Origin of the sequence: Jeotgalibacillus haloalkalitolerans (assembly GCF_034427455.1) — a bacterium.
GTDB lineage: Bacteria > Bacillota > Bacilli > Bacillales > Jeotgalibacillaceae > Jeotgalibacillus > Jeotgalibacillus haloalkalitolerans.
In genome coordinates, this window is sequence record NZ_JAXQNN010000003.1 from 243,905 (window position 1) to 261,017 (window position 17,113).

General features: G+C 45.5%; 16 protein-coding genes and 3 riboswitches. Of the genes, 14 read left to right on the forward strand and 2 right to left on the reverse strand.

Annotation, left to right across the window (positions count from 1 at the left end; all coding sequences use genetic code 11):
• Nucleotides 1–102 precede the first annotated feature (102 nt).
• The 4 genes from UFB30_RS11330 to UFB30_RS11345 all read left to right on the forward strand — a co-directional run bounded on the left by UFB30_RS11330 (nt 103) and on the right by UFB30_RS11345 (nt 5,095).
• On the forward strand, nt 103–678 hold the full coding sequence (locus UFB30_RS11330; RefSeq protein ID WP_322421807.1) for a YitT family protein: 576 nt from the start codon (nt 103–105) through the stop codon (nt 676–678).
• 118 nt (nt 679–796) lie between these two features.
• Nucleotides 797–996, forward strand: a riboswitch (cobalamin riboswitch).
• Between the two features lie 326 nt (nt 997–1,322).
• Nucleotides 1,323–3,593, forward strand: coding sequence for a ribonucleoside-diphosphate reductase subunit alpha (locus UFB30_RS11335; protein ID WP_322421808.1), 2,271 nt, complete (start codon nt 1,323–1,325; stop codon nt 3,591–3,593).
• 12 nt (nt 3,594–3,605) lie between these two features.
• Nucleotides 3,606–4,646, forward strand: coding sequence for a ribonucleotide-diphosphate reductase subunit beta (locus tag UFB30_RS11340; protein ID WP_322421809.1), 1,041 nt, complete (start codon nt 3,606–3,608; stop codon nt 4,644–4,646).
• On the forward strand, nt 4,643–5,095 hold the full coding sequence (locus tag UFB30_RS11345; protein ID WP_322421810.1) for a flavodoxin domain-containing protein: 453 nt from the start codon (nt 4,643–4,645) through the stop codon (nt 5,093–5,095). Before UFB30_RS11340 ends, UFB30_RS11345 begins: the two co-directional genes overlap by 4 nt.
• A 21-nt stretch (nt 5,096–5,116) precedes the next feature.
• Here UFB30_RS11345 and UFB30_RS11350 read toward each other — a convergent pair whose 3' ends face one another.
• The gene (locus tag UFB30_RS11350; RefSeq protein ID WP_322421811.1) at nt 5,117–6,109 is read right to left on the reverse strand and encodes a potassium channel family protein; all 993 of its coding nucleotides are present in this window, start codon (nt 6,107–6,109) and stop codon (nt 5,117–5,119) included.
• 156 nt (nt 6,110–6,265) lie between these two features.
• On the opposite strand from UFB30_RS11350, the gene UFB30_RS11355 reads away from it, so the two are divergent.
• Together UFB30_RS11355 and UFB30_RS11360 are read left to right on the forward strand one after the other, a co-directional pair.
• Entirely contained in the window at nt 6,266–7,063 is a 798-nt protein-coding gene (locus UFB30_RS11355) for an EcsC family protein (protein WP_322421812.1), read from the forward strand.
• A gap of 400 nt (nt 7,064–7,463) precedes the next feature.
• Nucleotides 7,464–8,546, forward strand: coding sequence for a C45 family peptidase (locus UFB30_RS11360; RefSeq protein ID WP_322421813.1), 1,083 nt, complete (start codon nt 7,464–7,466; stop codon nt 8,544–8,546).
• Nucleotides 8,547–8,774: 228 nt separating this feature from the next.
• On the opposite strand, the gene UFB30_RS11365 is transcribed toward UFB30_RS11360, so the two are convergent.
• On the reverse strand, nt 8,775–9,674 hold the full coding sequence (locus tag UFB30_RS11365) for a phosphotransferase (protein ID WP_322421814.1): 900 nt from the start codon (nt 9,672–9,674) through the stop codon (nt 8,775–8,777).
• A gap of 157 nt (nt 9,675–9,831) precedes the next feature.
• Here UFB30_RS11365 and egtB point away from each other — a divergent pair, with 157 nt between their 5' ends.
• The 8 genes from egtB (at nt 9,832) to thiW (ending at nt 17,070) form a co-directional block, all read left to right on the forward strand.
• Complete coding sequence (egtB, locus tag UFB30_RS11370; RefSeq protein ID WP_322421815.1) at nt 9,832–10,998, forward strand: ergothioneine biosynthesis protein EgtB; 1,167 nt, start codon at nt 9,832–9,834, stop codon at nt 10,996–10,998.
• Nucleotides 10,999–11,362: 364 nt separating this feature from the next.
• A riboswitch (TPP riboswitch) is annotated at nt 11,363–11,462 on the forward strand.
• Nucleotides 11,463–11,531: 69 nt separating this feature from the next.
• Nucleotides 11,532–12,365: a lipoate--protein ligase family protein gene (locus tag UFB30_RS11375; protein ID WP_322421816.1), complete on the forward strand. Its 834-nt coding sequence runs from the start codon at nt 11,532–11,534 to the stop codon at nt 12,363–12,365.
• Entirely contained in the window at nt 12,362–13,303 is a 942-nt protein-coding gene (lipA, locus tag UFB30_RS11380; RefSeq protein ID WP_322421817.1) for a lipoyl synthase, read from the forward strand. Before UFB30_RS11375 ends, lipA begins: the two co-directional genes overlap by 4 nt.
• A gap of 14 nt (nt 13,304–13,317) precedes the next feature.
• Nucleotides 13,318–13,423: riboswitch (TPP riboswitch) on the forward strand.
• 266 nt (nt 13,424–13,689) lie between these two features.
• Nucleotides 13,690–14,376, forward strand: coding sequence for a thiaminase II (tenA, locus tag UFB30_RS11385; protein ID WP_322421818.1), 687 nt, complete (start codon nt 13,690–13,692; stop codon nt 14,374–14,376).
• Complete coding sequence (gene thiM, locus UFB30_RS11390) at nt 14,369–15,133, forward strand: hydroxyethylthiazole kinase (protein ID WP_322421819.1); 765 nt, start codon at nt 14,369–14,371, stop codon at nt 15,131–15,133. The genes tenA and thiM overlap by 8 nt, the downstream gene beginning before the upstream one ends.
• Nucleotides 15,130–15,954, forward strand: coding sequence for a bifunctional hydroxymethylpyrimidine kinase/phosphomethylpyrimidine kinase (thiD, locus tag UFB30_RS11395; RefSeq protein WP_322421820.1), 825 nt, complete (start codon nt 15,130–15,132; stop codon nt 15,952–15,954). Before thiM ends, thiD begins: the two co-directional genes overlap by 4 nt.
• Nucleotides 15,944–16,588 carry a thiamine phosphate synthase gene (gene thiE, locus UFB30_RS11400; protein WP_322421821.1) on the forward strand — a complete coding sequence of 215 codons (645 nt, stop codon included), beginning with the start codon at nt 15,944–15,946 and terminating at the stop codon, nt 16,586–16,588. The genes thiD and thiE overlap by 11 nt, the downstream gene beginning before the upstream one ends.
• Nucleotides 16,585–17,070, forward strand: coding sequence for an energy coupling factor transporter S component ThiW (thiW, locus tag UFB30_RS11405; RefSeq protein ID WP_322421822.1), 486 nt, complete (start codon nt 16,585–16,587; stop codon nt 17,068–17,070). Before thiE ends, thiW begins: the two co-directional genes overlap by 4 nt.
• The last annotated feature ends 43 nt before the right edge of the window (nt 17,071–17,113 follow it).

Consider the following 17,113-nt stretch of genomic DNA (forward strand, 5'->3'; position numbering starts at 1 on the left):
ACTACGGCTTTTTGCTGTGGCGTCCCGTCATGAGTCGGGGGTAATAGATCAAGCGTTCTTTCATAGTATAAGAAATAAAGTGTACTTTTTGAAAGGGGTTATATGCTTTTAAAAAAGAGCATGGCAATCGTTTTTGGAAGTCTCATGCTGTCTGCAGGGATCAATGGCTTTTTAGTCCCGCATCATCTGCTTGACGGAGGAATGATCGGTCTTGCGCTGATTGTTCATTATTATTTTGGCATACAGGCGGGGCTGGCAATGATTTTGTTAAGTCTGCCGTTATTTATTTATTCCTGGTTTAAGAATAGAGCGTACTTTTTTAATAGCCTTCATGGTTTATTTGTTTCATCACTTCTTATTGACTGGCTGTCACCGCTTAGAACGTTTTTTCAAATATCGATTCTTCCAAGTGTATTAGCAGGCGGTTTGTTAATCGGGTTTGGGATTGGCCTGATGTTGCGCTTTGAGACAAGTACAGGAGGGACAGACCTGCTGGCCCATATCATTTCAAGAGCCGTCTCAATTAATGCAGGTGTCGTTATTTTTATTGTGGATGGGATTGTGATTTTGCTGGGTTACCAGGTGCTTGGTCTTCATACGTTTTTATATTCCTGCGGTGTAATCACAATTGTCGGTGCTGTAACAGCGATTATTGTACACAGGAAACCGGACAGGTAACTTACACAAAATTCAACAAATATCTTAGTATGAATTCTTCCTTGCCAAAAGTTAATCTTTCAGGTAAGATGTCATTATTCAATATATAGTGTTTATTTGTGAATATAAAACTACATATAGTGTTGCCGAAAAATAAGATGCGATTGATCGCTTAAAAGGGAATCCGGTGAGAATCCGGAACTGCCCCCGCAACTGTATGTGCTGACGAAATGAACAGTCCACTGTATAAGAGAGCTCTGAATAAGGGTGCTTATATGGGAAGGGTTCAGAGTAGAGTGACGCACAAGTCAGGAGACCTGTCTTATTTTTTGTTTTCATTTCTTCGGGGTGTGAGGAAAGAAACGATGGCTTTATCAGACAGGTCCCGTGTGTGGACTATGTTCTTATAATGCAAATCGTTTATTTGACCGCCTATTCCGATAGGCGGTTTTTGTTTTGTCTTTACAAGAGGGGGCTGAGATTTCCGCTTCAGGCGGACGCTTTCCGCGGCCGGGCGGTGAGCCCCTTCATGCTTCGCATTACAGGGTCTCACCTGTCCCTTTCCGCCGCAGGAGTCGCCACCTTACGCTCCAATCCCAGCGGTGAAAATAAGAGACAGCCAATAACATCCTACATGACTTCATAAAAACCGGAGGGAAACAATCATGACCACACAAAATTCAAACAATCTGCACCAGACGTTACAAACGATCAAGGATACTGCCGTCAAACACAAACTCAATGCAACCGAACTGATGAACCAGCTCACTCAAAGGGAAGACACAGCACGTGACTTTGCGATGCACTATGCGCTCAACTGCGTGGCAATGGACGCACCGGACTGGACATTCCTTGCTGCAAGACTCTACCTGGACGAACTGTATGATCAGGCAGCAGCCAACCGGAATTATGATCCCATGCAAAAATACGGCAGCTTCCATAACCTGATTCAGACGCTGATACATAAAGACATTTACACAGAAGCTCTCAATACTTATTCAGAAAAGGAACTTGAAGAATTAGGCAGGGAAATTACGCCTGAGCGGGATCAGCTCTTTAACTATATCGGTCTGTTCCTGCTCGCCGACCGCTATCTCGCGCGTGACCATGACCGCAATCTTTACGAGCTGCCGCAGGAGCGCTTTATGATCATTGCGATGCTGCTGATGAAAAATGAAGCGGCTGAAAAGCGTCTCGAGCTTGTAAAAGAAGCCTACTGGGCAATGAGTAATTTATTCATGACCGTCGCGACACCGACCTTATCAAATGCCGGTAAAAAGACCGGACAGCTCGCATCATGCTTTATTGATACAGTGGAGGATTCGCTGGACGGGATTTACACAAATAACTGGGATATTGCGCGGCTAAGTAAAGACGGCGGCGGGATTGGCGTTTATTACGGAAAGGTAAGGGCGCTCGGGTCTGATATTAAAAAGTTTAAAGGAAATTCTTCAGGCGTGATTCCGTGGATCCGTTTGCTGAACAATACAGCAGTCAGTGTCGATCAGCTTGGTCAGAGACAAGGCGCTGTGGCAGTCTATCTGGATGTGTTTCATAAGGATATGATGAACGGCTTTCTTGATCTGAAAACAAATAACGGGGATGAAAGAAGAAAAGCGCATGATATTTTCACAGGCGTAACGATTCCGGATCTGTTTATGGAAAAACTTCAGGAGACAGATGAGACGGGTCGCAGTATTGGGGAATGGCATACGTTCTGCCCTCATGAAGTGAAAACGGTGATGGGATGGAAAGACGCACAGGGAAATCCACTTGGCTTAGAAGATTTTTATGATGAGTCGGACCGGACATATTTTACTGAGAAATACGAGGAGGCTGTGAACCATCCACTGCTACCGAGAAAGACATACCGCGCGATGGATATCATGGCGCGCATTATGGTCTCGCAGCTTGAAACGGGGACGCCTTATATGTTTTACCGTGATGAAGTGAACCGTCAGAATCCGAATAAAATTGCTGAAGGCCGGACGTCAATTTACTGCAGTAATCTGTGTACTGAAATTGCACAGAATATGTCTGCCACCACCATTACGAAAGAGTATGAGGATGAGAATGGAAACATTGTGATTGTGCGTAAGCCGGGTGATTTTGTTGTCTGCAATCTCTCCTCTATTAACCTTGCGCGCGCTGTAAAAGGTGATGTGCTGAAACGGCTGATTCCCATTCAGGTCAGAATGCTTGATAACGTTATTGATCTGAACAATATTACGGTGGGTCAGGCGCAGCGGACCAATAAGAAATACCGTGCGATCGGGCTTGGGACATTCGGATGGCATCACCTGCTCGCACTTGAAAACATTCATTGGGAATCTGATGAAGCTGTTGAGTATGCGGATAAATTATATGAAACGATTGCATTTGAAACGATCAAAGCATCAAGTGCACTTGCTGAGGAAAAGGGGACGTTCAGTCAGTTTGAAGGATCAGAATGGCAGAGCGGACGCTATTTTGAGAGAAAAGGATACCAGACTGAAGCGTGGCAGGCGCTGCAGCAGGAGGTCCGGGAAAAAGGAATCCGTAACGGCTGGCTGATGGCAGTTGCACCGAATTCATCCACTGCAAAAATCGGCGGGTCAACAGATGGGATAGATCCAATTTATGCTGTTGAATATGCTGAGGAAAAGAAGAACTTTAAGTTCAAAGTAACGGTGCCGGACCTTGATCATCATACTTACAGCTATTACAGAAAGAGCCGTCATGAGCTTGATCAGCTGTGGAGTATCAGGCAGAATGCCGCACGTCAAAAACATGTGGATCAGGGAATCAGCTTTAACTTTTACGTGAAGCATACGATTAAAGCAAAAGATCTATTGAATATGCATATGGAAGCCTGGAAAAACGGGCTGAAGACGACTTATTACGTCAGAAGTACATCACAGGCTGAGATTGAAGAATGCGAAGCGTGCCACAGCTAAGGAGGAAGAATGATGACACAGACACTGAAGAAAATGAAGCTATTAAATCCGGAGCATCCGAATAAATCAACGGGTATTATTAATGGGGAGAACTCAGGGTTATTAAACTGGAATGATATTGCGCATCCGCAGATGTATGATCTGTATCAGACGCTGCTCTCAAACTTCTGGAAAGCGCAGGAGATTAATATGCAGGACGATATCAAGCAGTGGGATCAGCTGAGTGAAAAAGAAAAGGATATTTTCCTGCGGATCAATACCCAGCTAGCTTCACTCGACAGTTTGCAGACACCGACGATGAATCAGGTTATGGATTATGTGACGGATTCAAGCTTTAAAGCGATTTTTGCAGTGATTTCGCAGCAGGAAGCCGTCCATAATGAATCGTATTCTTATATTTTGAGTTCACTTGTACCGCTGAGCGAACAGAATGATCGCTTTAACCAGGCGAAGTCAGATCCAATTGTGAGAAAGCGCAACGAATATATTTTAGAAGCATACGAGCAGTTCAGAGAGGAACCGACGCCTCAGAATCTATTCAAACTTGCGGTGAACTCTATCAATCTTGAAGGCATTTATTTCTATGCAGGGTTCGCATTCTTTTATCATCTCGCACGCAATCAGAAGATGCTGAAGACAAGTACGATGATCAGCTATATTCAGCGTGACGAGATGCAGCATGCTTATTTCATGTCACAGTTTATCAGAATTATTTTAGCGGAGAATCCTGAGCTGAATACCGCTGAAAATATTGACTATATCTATCAGTCGATTGGCAGAGCGGTCGAGCTTGAGAAGGAATGGTCACATGAGATTTTAGCTGAGATTGATGGTATTGACCTTGATGAATTTGAGCAATACGTTGAATATCTGGCGAACAAACGCCTCAGACAGCTTGGGCTTGAAAATTCATTTGAAGAAATTCAAAACCCGATGCCGTGGATTCAGGTTTTCAGTGATGAAATGATGAATGAGACAAAGTCGGATTTCTTTGAACAGAAGTCCAGAACGTATACAAAGGTGTCGTCATCAAACGGATTTGATGAGCTGTGAAGGCGCTGGTGGTGTACGCCAGCAGGACGGGCAATACTGAGCAGCTGGCAATGCTGATCAAAAGCGAGCTTGAGCAGGTTGTTTCAGATCTTGATTTTGTAAGGATTGAAGATTTTCATGAAGACCTGTTATCTGCTTATCAGGCGTGCGTGATTGTAACTTATACTTGGGGAAATGGAGATGTGCCTGAAGAGATGAATTCTCTTTATAAAGCAATTGAACAGCAGCCGTTGTCATCACTTGTCACCGGGATCGCAGGAACCGGTGATCAGTGCTACCCTTATTTCTGCGGTGCAGTCGATCAATTCCGGGATATGCTGTATGTGCATACAAAGCTTTCAGTCACGTTAAAAGTGGAGCTTTCCCCGCAGCAGTCAGACGCCGTGAAATGCAGAAAGTTCGCTGAAAAGATGATTGAAAAAGTAAATGAAGTGACAGCAGTCTGCTGATCATAAATGGCCGGACGATCATTAATCGTTCGGCCATTTGCTTGCATTGTCCTTAACCAGTCCGAATAATTTTTTTCTGCGCTCCGTTTCCTCTTTAAATGACCGCTCAAATTTATCTTGATCCAGAATTGGAATCCCCTTCTGAACGAGTATCTCAGGATCGGGAACAGGCGGCTCATCTGCTGCTGCACGGATATGTGTACCGTGTAAGGTTTTCAGATAATCATCAATCGCAGATCTGTTTTCCTTCAGCAGCAGGGTATTCGGCCAGTATTTTACCGGAATGCCCGAATAGATCATTGTAATGGCTTCATCCAGCGCAGCTACAGCAACGACGCCTTCTGTTTGTGCGTTCGTACTGTGATAGTGGTGAAGAATCGGATACGCTTTATGTTGTGCCGTTAATTTACTCAGCTCAGTTGAAAATGAATTCAGCAACAGGTCCAGGTTATGAAGATTTTGTCCATTCCATGCGGAGCTGACAATCTCCGTTCCGCTTTTACCGATCCCGCTGACACTCTGGGCAAAAGCTCTTTTCTGAGTAACCGCACTTAAAACAGATAATAGATAGGTGACAGCAAATGTAATAGAAAACATACCTGTACCAGTTGCGATGATCGTCATGACTTTCCAGTTATCGCCGTTTGGAACGATTTCCCCGTTTCCGAGTGTGAAAAAAACGTATCCCGTAAAATAAATATGATCCATAAAATCAGCAGGCAGCCCATATTGCGTATTAAACAGTGCACCATAATGGCTGGCAAAAATGAACGTCCACCCAGTCCAGAACAGAATGACCCAGACAATAATGGTCATTACTAAGATAAGTGGTCCTGCAAGACTCAGCACTTTGGAGTTTCCTCTGCTAATGTTCTTCATTAACCGCCAGATTCCATTTGATAATTGATTTGTGACAGGACCGGCACCACCTTCAATCCACAAGGTTGTCCAGATAAAATCGATCAGGGTAATCACTAATAGAATGATGCCGAGCCACATCGTCCATTCATTCAATGTCTGACCCTCCTTCATAAAATCTTATAGTGTGCTATTACCTTAATCTCTCATTTTAAACAGGAAATAGAAGTGACGCTGGCCCGGTTATGTTAAAGCGCTTTGAAACCGGGAAGGATATTCATACGTACAGAATATAAAGGATGGTGCATTACAATGGAATCAAGAGCTTATCTGGAAAGTGAATTAGATCGAATCAAAAAATGGGAAAAGGATCAGGGTGGCGGATGGTTTTGGGATAAACTGATGCGACTGCCTTTTAAAGTGCTGGACAGGCTGACGCCTAAGTTCATTCAGAAAAAAATCGGTGTGCTGCTCGATGAGATCGGGAGCTTTATTCAGACTGGCGGGCGCTACCTTGCCAGTGAAAAGAGAGTTTACCGGTTTTTTGAAAACACAACGGGACACCGTATTCAATCGAAAGACGATTTTCAATATGTACCGCTTGAGGATATGAAAAAAGCCTCGCAAAAGGTGGCTACCCGTATGAAAAATACTGCGACCGCACAGGGTGCAAGCACTGGTGTCGGCGGCATTTTCACACTGGCAATTGACATTCCGGCAATCCTGACGCTGTCATTAACCACGCTTCAGGAAATTGCCCTGATGCACGGCTATGACCCCGATGACAAACTGGAGCGTGTCTTTATTATTAAGTGCCTTCAGTTTTCAACAGCAGATGTCGTCGGGAAAGAAGCTATACTAAAAGAGCTGTCAAATTATCATTCAGGCGAAAAATCAAATGATGTGATCTCACAGATTCAGGGATGGCGCGAGGTGACGCTGACATTCACGGAACAGTTCGGTTTAAAAAAGCTGCTTCAGATCGTCCCGATTGCAGGCATTTTAATCGGCGCGCTGATTAACAGAACAATGATTGATGAGCTTGCAGAGACCGGCACGATGCTTTATCAGAAGAGGAAGATTATGGAGCGGCTGCAGGAAGCGGCGTAGGACGGTCGATCCCGTCTCGATCCCGTACTCGGCTAGCGGTTTTATGACGGCCGATTGATGAAATACAACGTTCGATCCGGAGAATACAGCACTTAACCCGGGTGTATCACTACCTCAATCAAAAAAACACAGCACTCAACCCAGGTGTATCGCGACCTCAATCGGAAAAACACATACTTCACCTGCAGGTTTGTGATCACTGCACCAGCACTCTTGATGCCTTAGAGAAACGAAAACGCCGTTTCTTAAAAGCATCAAGAGCGATGGTGCAATTTTTTTACCGTTATCACAACTATATATCCTCCAGCAGTCCTGCAGGATAAATCAGCCCATCTACCTTTTGCATTCCACTTCAAACTCTTTTACACTAAATCCATAACCAGATACTGGAGGCAAAGCGATGAAATCTGTGCACAGTGATATTCTGCAGTTCAGGGGAACACATTATGATTTTGGTGTCTTTCAGGGGGAGAAACTGAAAGATTCACTTACCGTTAAAAATAGAGAAAAGCAGTGGAAGGTAAGGATTCCGCGTTTTACTGTGAAGGAAGAGGAAGTAAAAGAGGCCATTACAAAAGTGACGCCAGGGATATGGGATGAGTTGATCGGACTGCGTGATGCGCTTGAATGGCCGATGGAGCGTGTGATGATGGAGTTCGGAGGGTACCGGACGGATTATAAGCGTTCCGGCTGCTCGATTTTAACCGGAGACAATTATCTGATCAGAAATTATGATTATATGCCGAAAACTTATGAAGGGCGCTACAGCTTTTTTCAGCCGACTGATACAGGCTACGCAATTGCAGGACCCACCCAGCGCATTACCGGACGTATGGATGGGATGAATGAGCATGGGCTGACCATGGGCTATAATTTTATGCATCGTAAAAAGCCTGGGGACGGGTTTATCTGCTGTATGATCGGCCGGCTGATTTTAGAGGCGTGTGCAAATGTCGATGAGGCGGTGGCGATGCTAAAAGAGATCCCGCACCGTCATTCATTCAGTTATACAGTCCATGATCGGAGCAACCGGACTTATGTCATTGAGACATCCCCGCGCGGTGTGGCTGTAAGAGAGTCAAATGTGTGTACGAACCATTTTGAAATCATGAAAGAAGAAAACAGAAATCATCTGGTAGATTCAATGAAGCGGCTGACTGCGATGAACAATCGCCGTGAAGAGTTGAAAACAGCATATGATGCATTCCGTTTGATGAATGATTCAGATAAAGGTGTATTTTCGGATCTGTACAGTCAGTGGGCCGGCACGATTCATACAGCGGGCTATCTGCCAACCGAAATGAAAACCTGGTTCGCGCTCGGCGGTGATCAGGAACCTGTGGAATTTGATTTTGCAAAATGGCTGGATGGGGAAGATATTTTGCTTGAGAAGATTACTGGAGAAGTAGATACGGATATTCCGTTTGTGCATATGGATGAAGGTGCTTACTGGAGCGCCGGGAAAAAGAAAGCTGTGAAATAAAGAGGATGAGAAGCCTGGTGGACAGGCTTCTCTTTTTGATTTTGACCAATGCAGTCAACATGGCTGATACGACGTTCAATCCGGTGAACATGACAGTCGGCGGGTGCAATACAAAACTCAACCCGGGTGTATCGCTACGTCATAAGCCGGAATAGCACCACCGCCTGGAAGAAACACAACATTGGAGCGCCACCACCCCCCGCATACATCCACTGTTCCTGTCCTCCTTCACTCAAGCGACTTCTCAAGCCCGGCCAGTCCCCATCTCAGTACATCCTCATCATTCGTATTTGCTGCGTAACGTACAAGAACCGTCATAATGAAAACAGCCTTAAACCGTGCCAGCTCCTCTGTGCGGGCATCAATATCGCCATATGCCTCAAAAAACTCTGCGCGTACTGCTTTTGACATACAGGCAAATCCAATTGACAGATCGGCTGCCGGATGCCCGATATGCGCATCTCCCCAGTCAATAATCCCAACGAGCCTGCCGTCACGCACAATCATGTTTTTCGGATGCAGATCGCCGTGCAGGGGTACCGTGCCGGCGGGGTTCTCCCATTCTTCAAGCTGCTCAATATATTGTTTTAACTTTTCATATAATGGTTCAGGTATCACTGAAGCTGATTCTTTAGCAATCTCGTAAAAATGCTTTTTCCGGAGTTTTGAAGATAGCCGGTGCAGGTGATCAGGGTCTGCGTCTACCTGATCAACAGGCAGTGCATGTAAGTTTTTCAGAAAAGCACCAAGCTCTTCGGCATGCTGATGCAGAAGGTCCGTATCGGTTTTTTCAGTTAAGACCCGTCCTTTGATGTTTGAAAATCCGACATAAGGATAATCTTCACTTTCTGACTCCTTATAAAAAACCGGCCTCGGATATTCAAAGCCTCCATTAAATCTTAACTTCACAAGACTTCTGAGCATCCGGTTTTCAAACTGCATCGCTTCATAGCCAAGCTGCCGGCGTGGAAATCTGAACACAAATTCCCCGTTCACCTCATACACCGTATGATCAAAACCGGAACCGCAGGGTCTCACCTGTACCGGTTGCAAATGTGGAAATGCACGTTCTATCTTCTCTTTTGCTTTCTCCTGTGACACTGGATGTGTCGCTTCCCATGGATTCAAATCGATCACTCGTTTCATTCGCTGATTGTATAAATTTCATCATACAACTTTCCAGCAGGAATCTGAAGGAGATAACAATTATTTCTAAAGTAACGTGTACTTGATTCTGCTGAAGGGAATAACAATCATTAACATTACATATGAAGGGGAGAAAATGATGAGCGTAACTCAAACTAAAAATATTCAGCAGATGTTTCAGGAGATTCGTGCGTATAGTGAAAAACTCGTTGCTGGAATGGAGATTGAAGATTTTATTCTGCAGGCAGACAACTTTGTCAGCCCGACAAAATGGCATCTGGCTCATACCACATGGTTTTTTGAAAAGTTTATCCTGACAGAGTTCATAGAGGGATATGAACCTTTTAATGAACAATTTTTCTATTTGTTTAATTCATATTATGAGACGGTGGGAGAGTTTCATCCACAGTCAAAACGCGGGCTGATTTCCCGTCCGACTGTTAAAGAAACACTTGCCTACCGGAAGCATGTGAATGAGCAGGTGAACAAGCTGCTTGATACCACTGAAATGACTGATCATTTATATGATTTGATCGAAATGGGTCTGCAGCATGAACAGCAGCATCAGGAGCTGATTCTGATGGATATTAAATATAATCTGTCATTTAATCCGCTGTATCCTGCATTGTTTGAGCAAAAAGCACCCGTCGGCGGAAAGGCACCTGAACTGACATTCACTCCTTTTGAAAAAGGGATGACAAGAATCGGTACGGATGCAGATGAATTTGCTTTTGATAATGAAACACCGTGTCATGATGCTTATCTGAACGGTTGTCAGATTGCAAACCGTCCTGTGACGAATCGTGAATATCTTGCATTTATTGAAGACGGAGGTTATGAAAGGGCTGAGCTCTGGTTATCGGATGGCTGGCAGCTGGTGAAAAAAGAAAAGTGGTATGCTCCGCTTTACTGGGTGAACAAAGATGATCAATGGTCGTATTTTACTCTAAGTGGTCTGCAGGCAATTGACTGGGAAGCGCCTGTGACGCATGTCAGCTATTATGAAGCTGATGCTTACGCAAGGTGGGCAGGAAAGCGTCTGCCGACTGAACAGGAATGGGAGCATGCGATGAAGGGGGAAGAGGTCAGAGGAAACTTTATGGATGATGACCGCTATCAGCCGGATGCTGCTTACAGCGGCTCAAAGTTTGAAAAAGTGTTTGGTGATGTATGGGAATGGACGCAAAGTCCCTATACACCTTACCCGCGCAGTAAGCCGCTTGATGGCGCACTTGGTGAGTACAATGCTAAGTTTATGTCCAACCAGATCGTCCTGAAAGGCGGATCATGCGTGACGCCTCTCTAGCATATCAGGCTGACGTACCGTAATTTCTTTTATCCGCATATGAGGTGGCAGTTCAGCGGGATCAGACTGGCAGATGATCCGGTGGAATCTTAATCCTTAAACATCCTGCCGAACCTTTTGGCGGGGTGTTTAGCCTTTTGTCCTAACACGTATATCTTTCGGTGTGATGATGCCCTGTTATTGTGATAGTACAGAATTTGAATAGTACAGATAAAATATTTTACGGAGCTTATAAAATAATAATGGATACGATTACAACAGAAAAATGTGTAGTCTGTATTAGTGTGAAACAGTTACTGTAACACAAAAATATTTTTGCGTTATAGGAGTGACTGTGATACTCTTTAACTGACAATTTCATTAATTTATTTACTGGGGGAGCCGAGTGGCTGAGACAGTCTTTAGCTGAACCCTTTGTACCTGATCTGGATGATGCCAGCGGAGGGAAGTATGCTTACATAGTTACGCGCATAAGCCGCTTCCTTTAAAAGGCAGTGGTGTTTTTTTATGTAAAAGAAGAAAGGAGGCAGACGATGAGTGAAACATGGTATTTTCTTGATTCCGGTCATGGCACACCGTCATTTAATATGGCGATGGATGAAGTGCTGATGAATTGGCACAGTGACGGAAAGATCCCGCCGGTACTGAGATTTTACGGATGGAAGCCCGCAGGTATATCAGTCGGCTTTTTCCAAAAGGTCGGTGGCAGTATAGACCTTGAGAACGCGAAGAAGTACGGCGTTGAGCTTGTACGCAGGCAGACCGGTGGCAGAGCAGTTCTGCACGATGATGAGCTGACGTATAGCGTGCTTGTATCTGAAGATCATCCCGCAATGCCAAAGTCGATTAAGGAAGCTTATCTTGTCTTATCAAAAGGCATTCTTGAGGGATACCGTGCGCTTGGTATTCCGGCTGAGTTTTCGATTCCAGAGGAGAAACAGAAGCAGGCCGGTTCAGCCGTCTGCTTTGAGGAACCATCGTGGTATGAACTGATGGTTGATGGCAAGAAGGCAGCCGGCAGTGCGCAGACGCGTAAAAAAGGTGTAATTCTTCAGCACGGTTCGATCCCGATCTCTATGGATATCGAAAAGTTATTTGACTTATTTATTTATCCAAATGAAAAAGTAAAAGAGCGTGCACGCCGCGCATTTACAAATAGAGCCGTCGCGATTAATGATGTGCTTGAGCGTCCTGTTACATTTGAAGAAGTGAATCATGCATTTAAAGAAGGGTTCATGAAAGGGCTTGAGATTGACCTGGAACCTTTTACACCGCCAGAAGAGATGTTAAGAGAAGCAGCAGAGCTTGAGAAGAAGTATCGGAGTGAAGAATGGAGTTATAAGCGGGAAGGGAGACAAAAAGTATGACAAATGCAAAAGAACATGTACGTAAACCGGAATGGTTAAAGGTAAAGCTGAATACGAATGATTCCTATAAGAAGCTTAAGAAAATGATGCGTGAGAAAAAGCTGAACACAGTATGTGAAGAGGCGAAATGCCCGAATATTCACGAGTGCTGGAGTGAACGGAAAACAGCAACATTCATGATCCTTGGGGACACCTGTACACGCGCATGCCGCTTCTGTGCTGTCAAAACCGGTCTGCCGAATGAACTTGACTGGGGCGAGCCGGAGCGGGTAGCAGAGTCTACTGAAATGATGGGCCTAAAGCACGTTGTTGTCACAGCGGTTGCACGTGATGACCTGAATGATGGTGGCGCAGCTGTATTTGCTGAGACTGTCCGTGCGATCCATCGCCGTCTGCCAAGCTGTACAGTGGAAGTATTACCATCAGATATGAAAGGTGATTATGAAAGTCTTCATACGCTGATGGACGCCGAGCCGGATATTTTTAACCACAATATCGAAACAGTCCGCCGCCTGACAAAGAGAGTGCGCGCGCGTGCCACGTATGATCGTTCACTGGAACTGCTTGCACGTGTAAAGGAAATTGCGCCGAACATCCCAACGAAATCAAGTATCATGGTTGGTCTTGGTGAGACAAAGGAAGAGCTGATTGAAGCAATGGATGATCTGCGTGCACACAATGTGGATATCCTGACACTTGGTCAGTATCTGCAGCCGACGAAAAAGCATCTGGATGTTGTGCGTTATTATCACCCTGATGAATTTGCAGAGCTGAAGGAAATCGCGCTTTCAAAAGGCTTCAAGCACTGTGAAGCAGGGCCAATGGTGCGTTCTTCATATCATGCGGATGAGCAGGTAAGTGAAACATCAGCACAGCGCCGGATTAAGTATCTAAAGGGCGTTGAAGCAGATGGCAGAACAGTAGACAACCTGCAGTAATAACTGAATACAGCTTGACCCACTGGGGGAGCCGGTTAAACCGGCTGAGACGGACTGTTGTCCGGACCCTTTGAACCTGATCTGGATCATACCAGCGTAGGGAAGTGGACGTATATGTGAACCTTGTTATATACGCCGCTTTCCAATATTGGGAAGCGGTGTTTTTTATTTGGTTTTGTTAAAGCTGGCTGATGATTGCAGCTCCAGGGGGACTTCACGACCGGGCGGTGAGTCCGCAGGCTTCGCCATGGCCTCACCTGTCCCTTCCTGCCATAGGAGTCGCTCCCTGCAGCGAGAATCACCAGCTGTGCAAGTTCAATAATGGTTTTAATAATACTTATTTAGTAACTGGCTTGGCAGATTTATTAAATGAAGGAGGAATCATTATGACTTTTTGTTCAGAAGTAAGAGAGGAATGCAGTGGGCTTTGGGAGGCAAGCTTTACGCATCCTTTTGTAAAAGGGATTGCAGACGGGACACTGCCGCTTGATGTATTTAAGTTCTATGTGATGCAGGATGCGTATTATTTAACCCATTTTGCGAAGGTGCAGGCAATTGGGGCTGTGAAAGCGGAAGATCTGAAGACAACAAAAAGCTTTGCACACCACTCAGAGCAGACCTGTGCAGCAGAGCTTGCGCTACATGAATCCTTTATGGAGCTGCTTGGCGTAACAGAAGAAGACTGGGCGTCATTCGAACCATCTCCGACTGCCTATGCCTATGTGTCACATATGTACCGGGCAGCTGATGGAAATCTGGCAGATATACTTGCCGCGATCCTGCCGTGCTACTGGCTTTACTATGAGATTGGCGAACAGCTGAAGAATAAGAAGCCGGATCATCCAATCTATCAGAAATGGATTGAGACTTACGGGTCTGAATGGTTTGGTGAACTCGTGAATGAGCAGATCAACCGAATGAATGAACTCGCAGTGGGGCTTTCTGAAAAAAGAATCGGAGAGTTAAAGATGCATTTCAGAAGAAGCAGCTATTACGAATGGAATTTCTGGGAACAGGCTTGGACGATGGAGTTTTGGACAATTCAACCAAAGGAGCGTGTGACACATGATTAATCAGCTAAGAGAAAAGAATCCGCTGGTCCATTGCATCACGAACTATGTTGTCGCTAATTTTCAGGCTAATGGCATGCTGGCACTTGGTGCATCGCCGGTGATGGGGGATGAAGAGAAAGAGGTTGAAGAGCTGGCATCGGTTGCTGATGCGCTGTCACTCAATATCGGTACGCTTCATCAGCGTTCAGTTAACAGTATGATACTGGCCGGCAGGGCTGCAAATAAAAAAGGGATTCCTGTCGTGCTCGATCCGGTTGGCGCAGGGGCAACCTCATACCGGTTATCAGTGATAGATGAGATTTTAATCGAAGTGAAGATTACGGCGCTCAGATGTAATGCGGGAGAACTGGCAACGATCATGAGAAAAGACTGGTCTGCTAAAGGTGTGGATGCAGGGGAAGGCGAGGGGGATCTAACTGAACTGGCTGTGGAGGCTGCAAAAAAATACGGCTTCATTGTTGCTGTAACAGGCCCTGTGGATATTGTGACTGACGGGCAAATCGTACATGAGATTCATGCAGGACACGCCATCATGTCGTCAGTTACGGGTATGGGATGCTTACTCTCAAGCGTTACAGCAGCTTTTCTGACTGTTGATCAGTCAACAGACGCTGTTGCGGAAGCTGTTCAGTATTACGGGGAAGCGGGTGAAAAGGCTGCCAGGATTTCTGACAGCCCGGGCAGTTTCAAAACAGCATTTATTGATGCAATGTTTTCACTCAATGAAAGCAGGCTTCAAAAAGGAGGCAGACGATGAAACAGGTACTGACGATTGCCGGATCAGATTCCGGAGGCGGAGCGGGCATTCAGGCGGATATTAAAACTTTTCAGGAGCTTGATGTATTCGGGACCTCTGTCATCACAGCAGTCACCGCTCAAAATACACGCGGTGTAATAGATGTTGCACCGGTGCCAATTGAAAATATTGAAAAGCAGCTGCAGGCTGTCGGTGATGATTTTGATATTGCAGCTGTCAAAACCGGTATGCTGTTTGATGCTGTAACGATCCGGACAGTGGCGGATTCGATTAAGCATTACAACTGGCAGCGCCTTGTTGTAGACCCTGTCATGATTGCCAAAGGAGGGGCGAGTCTGCTGAAGGAGGAAGCAAAAGACTCACTGATTAAACATCTTCTGCCGCTTGCCACGCTGGTCACACCTAATATTCCTGAAGCTGAGGCATTAAGCGGCATTCAGATTTACAATGAACAAACAAGACGGATGGCTGCTGAACAAATTCTTAAGAGCGGTGCGCAGGGTGTTCTCATAAAAGGCGGACATGGTGCAGACCCGGACTTTACAGAAGACTTTTATCTTGATCAGCATGGAGGCTCACTTGTGCTGAGATCCTCACGCATTCAGACAAAGCATACGCACGGCACCGGCTGTACATTTTCAGCAGCGCTTGCAGCAGAATTTGCAAAAGGAAAATCCATAGAAGAGGCGTTTCTGACTGCGAAGCAATTCATTCAAAGTGCAATTGAACATTCATTAAATATAGGTGCCGGTCATGGGCCGACAAACCACAGCGCTTATCGTCATTATGCGCAAAAGGAGATGATCAGATATGTTCACTAGGCCTGCTGTTTATTTTATTTTTGGTACTGCAAATACCGGGCAGAAGGATCCGTTTCAGCTGCTTGAAGAAGCGCTGAAAGGAGGGGTCAGTCACTTTCAATTAAGAGAAAAAGGACTTGGCGCACTCACCGGTCAGGCATTAAAGGAATTTGCACTTCAGTGTCAGATCCTTTGCCACTCATATAATGTCCCCTTTATCGTAAATGATGACGTTGACCTTGCCTGTGACATCGGGGCAGATGGCATTCATATTGGTCAGGAGGATACTGCTGCGTCAGCTGTAAAAGCAAGGATTGGGGATAAGATGATCCTTGGTGTTTCAGTACATTCACTTGAAGAAGCTGAACGTGCAATATCAGATGGTGCTGATTATCTTGGAATGGGGCCGGTGTATGGCACGAAAAGTAAGTCAGATGCAAAAGATCCATCAGGTGTTGCTAAGATCATCCTTGTGAAAGCCGGCTTTCCAAAAACACCGGTGATTGCCATCGGCGGGATCACTGCATCTAATGCAGGTCCTGTCTGGAAAGCGGGAGCTGAAGGGATAGCAGTCATATCTGCTGTTACTGAGGCAGAAAATGTTCAGGAGGAAGTCAAGCGTCTGACGGCTTCTTATGAGGGGGAATATGTATGAGTACAAGGAAGCTTGTCGTGATGGCTATGTTTGTCGCCATTGCAGTCGCAGGCTCGGCATTTGTATCGTTTCCGGCAGGCGTTGCAAGAGCTTATCCGGTACAGCACGGCATCAACGTCATTGCAGCTGTACTGTTTGGTCCGGGCCTTGCAATTGTTATTGCTTTTATGACTGGTCTGGTTCGCATATTAACCGGCACGGGGTCACTTCTTGCATTTCCGGGAGGCATGATCGGTGCAGCACTTGCAGGTCTGTTTTACTTGTGGAGCGGACGGGTCTGGATGGCTGCAGCTGGTGAAATCATTGGGACAGGACTCATTGCATCACTTGTGGCAGTACCATATGCAGCCATCCTGATGGGAACTGAGGCAGGTGCGTTCTTTTTCATGCCGGCATTTCTGGTGTCGAGTATCAGCGGAGCGGTAATTGGATTCGTAATGTCTGAGAGATTAAAAAATATGTCGGCACTTCTTCAAATTTAAAAGGTAGATTATAAATGCATCTTTCCTTGATATGACTGGGATT

What these genes read in the sequence shown, in the direction of transcription:
- UFB30_RS11360 (WP_322421813.1), top strand. Translation starts at nt 7,464, where the DNA reads ATGAAATCTGTGCACAGTGATATTCTGCAGTTCAGGGGAACACATTAT.
- UFB30_RS11330 (WP_322421807.1), top strand. Translation starts at nt 103, where the DNA reads ATGCTTTTAAAAAAGAGCATGGCAATCGTTTTTGGAAGTCTCATGCTG.
- thiM (WP_322421819.1), top strand. Translation starts at nt 14,369, where the DNA reads ATGATTAATCAGCTAAGAGAAAAGAATCCGCTGGTCCATTGCATCACG.
- tenA (WP_322421818.1), top strand. Translation starts at nt 13,690, where the DNA reads ATGACTTTTTGTTCAGAAGTAAGAGAGGAATGCAGTGGGCTTTGGGAG.
- lipA (WP_322421817.1), top strand. Translation starts at nt 12,362, where the DNA reads ATGACAAATGCAAAAGAACATGTACGTAAACCGGAATGGTTAAAGGTA.
- UFB30_RS11335 (WP_322421808.1), top strand. Translation starts at nt 1,323, where the DNA reads ATGACCACACAAAATTCAAACAATCTGCACCAGACGTTACAAACGATC.
- egtB (WP_322421815.1), top strand. Translation starts at nt 9,832, where the DNA reads ATGAGCGTAACTCAAACTAAAAATATTCAGCAGATGTTTCAGGAGATT.
- thiD (WP_322421820.1), top strand. Translation starts at nt 15,130, where the DNA reads ATGAAACAGGTACTGACGATTGCCGGATCAGATTCCGGAGGCGGAGCG.
- UFB30_RS11355 (WP_322421812.1), top strand. Translation starts at nt 6,266, where the DNA reads ATGGAATCAAGAGCTTATCTGGAAAGTGAATTAGATCGAATCAAAAAA.
- UFB30_RS11375 (WP_322421816.1), top strand. Translation starts at nt 11,532, where the DNA reads ATGAGTGAAACATGGTATTTTCTTGATTCCGGTCATGGCACACCGTCA.
- UFB30_RS11340 (WP_322421809.1), top strand. Translation starts at nt 3,606, where the DNA reads ATGACACAGACACTGAAGAAAATGAAGCTATTAAATCCGGAGCATCCG.
- thiW (WP_322421822.1), top strand. Translation starts at nt 16,585, where the DNA reads ATGAGTACAAGGAAGCTTGTCGTGATGGCTATGTTTGTCGCCATTGCA.
- thiE (WP_322421821.1), top strand. Translation starts at nt 15,944, where the DNA reads ATGTTCACTAGGCCTGCTGTTTATTTTATTTTTGGTACTGCAAATACC.